This is a genomic window from Sinomonas sp. G460-2 (assembly GCF_047759905.1).
Classification (GTDB): domain Bacteria; phylum Actinomycetota; class Actinomycetes; order Actinomycetales; family Micrococcaceae; genus Sinomonas.
Genome location: NZ_JBKZWT010000418.1, coordinates 1 through 2589, shown reverse-complemented (window position 1 = coordinate 2589; position 2589 = coordinate 1). Strand labels below are relative to the sequence as shown.

Sequence of the window (2589 nt, the reverse complement as noted above, 5' to 3'; positions counted from 1 at the left end):
TCTCTCGGCGAGCCCCACGGATGCCCTCGACGACGCGCTCCGGCGCGTCGCCGTCGTCCCTCGTTTCCGGCCGTCGGTGAGTGCGTGGGCCCGGGCCGCGCTCGCGGTCCTGGGACTGTACCCGGGCGGGACGCCGAGCCTCGGCATCCCCACCTGGTTCTACGGCCACGAGCCGCCGAACCTGTTCGCGACGCACATCGCCAAGTACTTCGCGAATGCCGTCCGGGAGGCGGTGCTGCTCGAGAAGTGCACCGGGGGAGTCGTGTTCCTGCCGGGCGCGGCGGGAACCGTGCAGGAGGTCTTCCAGGACGCGTGCGAGAACTATTACGGCACGCCAGAGACGATCACGCCCATGGTCCTCGTGGGACGCGGGCACTGGACGGAGGAGCTGCCCGCGTGGCCCCTGCTTTCGAGCCTCGCCCGCGATCGCGGCATGGACGGGCGGGTGTACCTCGTCGACTCGGTCGAGGAGGCGGTCGCGGCCCTCGCCTAGCCTGCCGGGAGGCGGCTAGCCGACGGTCGCGCCGAAGATCAAGCCGAGCACGTACGTGACCGCCGCCGCGCCGAAGCCGATGAGCAGCTGCCGGGTGGCCCGCCACAGCGGCGACGCTCCCGCGAGCAGGCCCACGATCGCGCCCGTCCCGAGGAGCACGAGCCCCACGAGCACCGCCGCGAGGACCAGCGCCGGGACCCCGACCATCCCGAAGATGAACGGCAGGATCGGTACGATCGCGCCGGACGCGAAGAAGCAGAAGCTGCTCACCGACGCCTGCCATGCGGAGCCGATCGCCTCGTGCTCGTCCGCGTCGTTCGCCTTCTCAGGCTGGAGCGAGAGGCTCGGGTCGCAGTCGCACGTGAAGTAGCCGAGGCGCTCCGCGGCGCGGTGCTCCGCAGCCGCCTGGCTCATGCCGCGCGCCTTGTACACGAGCACGAGCTCGTTCTGATTGAGGTCGAGCGCAGGCGCGGCCGTGAGCGTGATCTGCGTGGGCAGCGAGGCCGAGAGCAGTTCGCGCTGCGACCGCACCGAGATGTACTCGCCCGCGCCCATGGACAGCGCGCCGGCGAGGAGCCCCGCGACGCCTGAGAGCAGCACCACGTGGCTCGAGACCCCGGACGCGGCCATGCCCGTGACGAGCGAGAGGTTGCTCACGAGGCCGTCGTTCGCGCCGAACACTGCCGCCCGGAACGATCCCGAAAGCCGGGTACGGCCGCGGATCGCGAGCCCGCGCACCACTTCCTCGTGGATGCGCTCGTCGGCGGCCATCGCGGGGGTCGCGAACGGATCAGTCGAATACGGTGAGCGGCTCTCGGCGCGCTGCGCCATCGCGAGCACGAACACCGAGCCGAAGTGCCGGGCCAGGAAGCCGAGCAGCTGGCTGCGCAGGGACGCCGGCCGCGGCTTGCCGAGCTGCTCGCCAAGAAGCCCCTTCCAGTGCGCCTCGTGGCGGCCCTCGGCCTCGGCGAGGCCGAGCAGGATCTCCCGCTCCTCGCCCTCGCGCCGTTCGGCCAGGGCGCGGTAGATCCCCGCCTCCGCCTTCTCGTCGGCGAGGTACTGGCGCCACCGCCGGTAGTCGGCGTGCGTGGGCTGGGGGCGCGGCTGTTCTGGTGCCGGGGTGGGGGTCGGCATGATGCTCCTGGGCTGGCGTGGATCGTCGTCGGGCGCCTTTGCCCACAGCACTCTAGCCCGGATTTCCGCGGGTTTTCGGCCGGTCCACCCCAGGCTAGGAGTTCGGCTCACCTGAATCTGGCGGGCTGGCCACGGCGGCGGCGCGCCGGCCGCGGGAGCCGGTCGCCGCCGTCGTTCGCGGTCCCGGTGGGCGCTCGGCGAGGTGTGGGATTCCTCACGGGCATCGGCTGTTTCCACTAGACTGGGGTGATCCGGCCGACGCTCGTCGGGCCGCGCGAGTCCCAGAGAGGCGGCCCATGAAAGCCCTGCCGGTCGAGCCTAGCAACGTGTCCGTGGCGATCGGTTCGAGGATTCGGGCGGCGCGCGAATCGCAGCGCATGACCATCGAGCAGGTGGCCGAGGCGGCCGGTCTCTCCAAGGGTTTCCTGAGCCGCGTCGAGCGGGACGAATCATCGCCGAGCGTGGCCTCGCTCGTGACCCTGTGCCAGGTGCTCTCCCTTCCGATCGGCGACCTCTTCGCGACCCCGGAGACCCATCTCACGCGCGCCGGCGAGGCACCGAAGATCTCGCTCGGTGGCGAGGGGATCGTCGAGCGGCTGCTGACCGCGCGCTCGGAGCGCCGGCTGCAGGTCATCCAGGCCGAGATCGCGCCGCGCGGCACGGGGGAGTCGGAGCTGTATGCCGTGGACTGCGACGTGGACGTGCTGCACGTGGTCCGTGGGCGGATCCACCTCGTCATGACCAACGACCGCTACGAGCTCGAGGAGGGCGACACCCTCACGTTCCCCGGGCGCGAGCCGCACACGTGGGTCAATCCCGCGGACGAGCCCGCCACCGTCCTCTGGGTCCTGGTCCCGGCCGCGAGCCACTGACCCCGCGCCGGGAGCGAGGGCCGCGGGGAGCTATGGCTGGTCCAGCCCGTTTCTCGGGCCCCGTGAGTGCGAGTCTCGCCCGACGCGCCG

The 2589-nt window shown here is 71.9% G+C and carries 3 protein-coding genes; 2 read left to right on the top strand and 1 reads right to left on the bottom strand.

What is annotated here, in order from left to right; translation table 11 throughout:
* Nucleotides 1–493: LOG family protein (locus tag ACLN58_RS20765; protein ID WP_415857125.1), on the top strand; the 493-nt coding region annotated here is incomplete at its 5' end.
* Nucleotides 494–508: 15 nt separating this feature from the next.
* Here the strand turns inward: ACLN58_RS20765 and ACLN58_RS20760 are convergent.
* Nucleotides 509–1627 (bottom strand): VIT1/CCC1 transporter family protein, encoded by a 1119-nt coding sequence (locus ACLN58_RS20760; RefSeq protein ID WP_415857124.1) that lies wholly within the window; start codon nucleotides 1625–1627, stop codon nucleotides 509–511.
* Between the two features lie 296 nt (nucleotides 1628–1923).
* Here ACLN58_RS20760 and ACLN58_RS20755 point away from each other — a divergent pair, with 296 nt between their 5' ends.
* A complete protein-coding gene (locus ACLN58_RS20755) occupies nucleotides 1924–2499 on the top strand; it encodes a helix-turn-helix domain-containing protein (protein ID WP_415857123.1) in 576 nt (191 codons plus the stop codon).
* The last annotated feature ends 90 nt before the right edge of the window (nucleotides 2500–2589 follow it).

Bases quoted from the DNA above. Each gene is read 5' to 3' on its own strand.
- ACLN58_RS20760 (WP_415857124.1), bottom strand. From the start codon at position 1,627: ATGCCGACCCCCACCCCGGCACCAGAACAGCCGCGCCCCCAGCCCACG.
- ACLN58_RS20755 (WP_415857123.1), top strand. From the start codon at position 1,924: ATGAAAGCCCTGCCGGTCGAGCCTAGCAACGTGTCCGTGGCGATCGGT.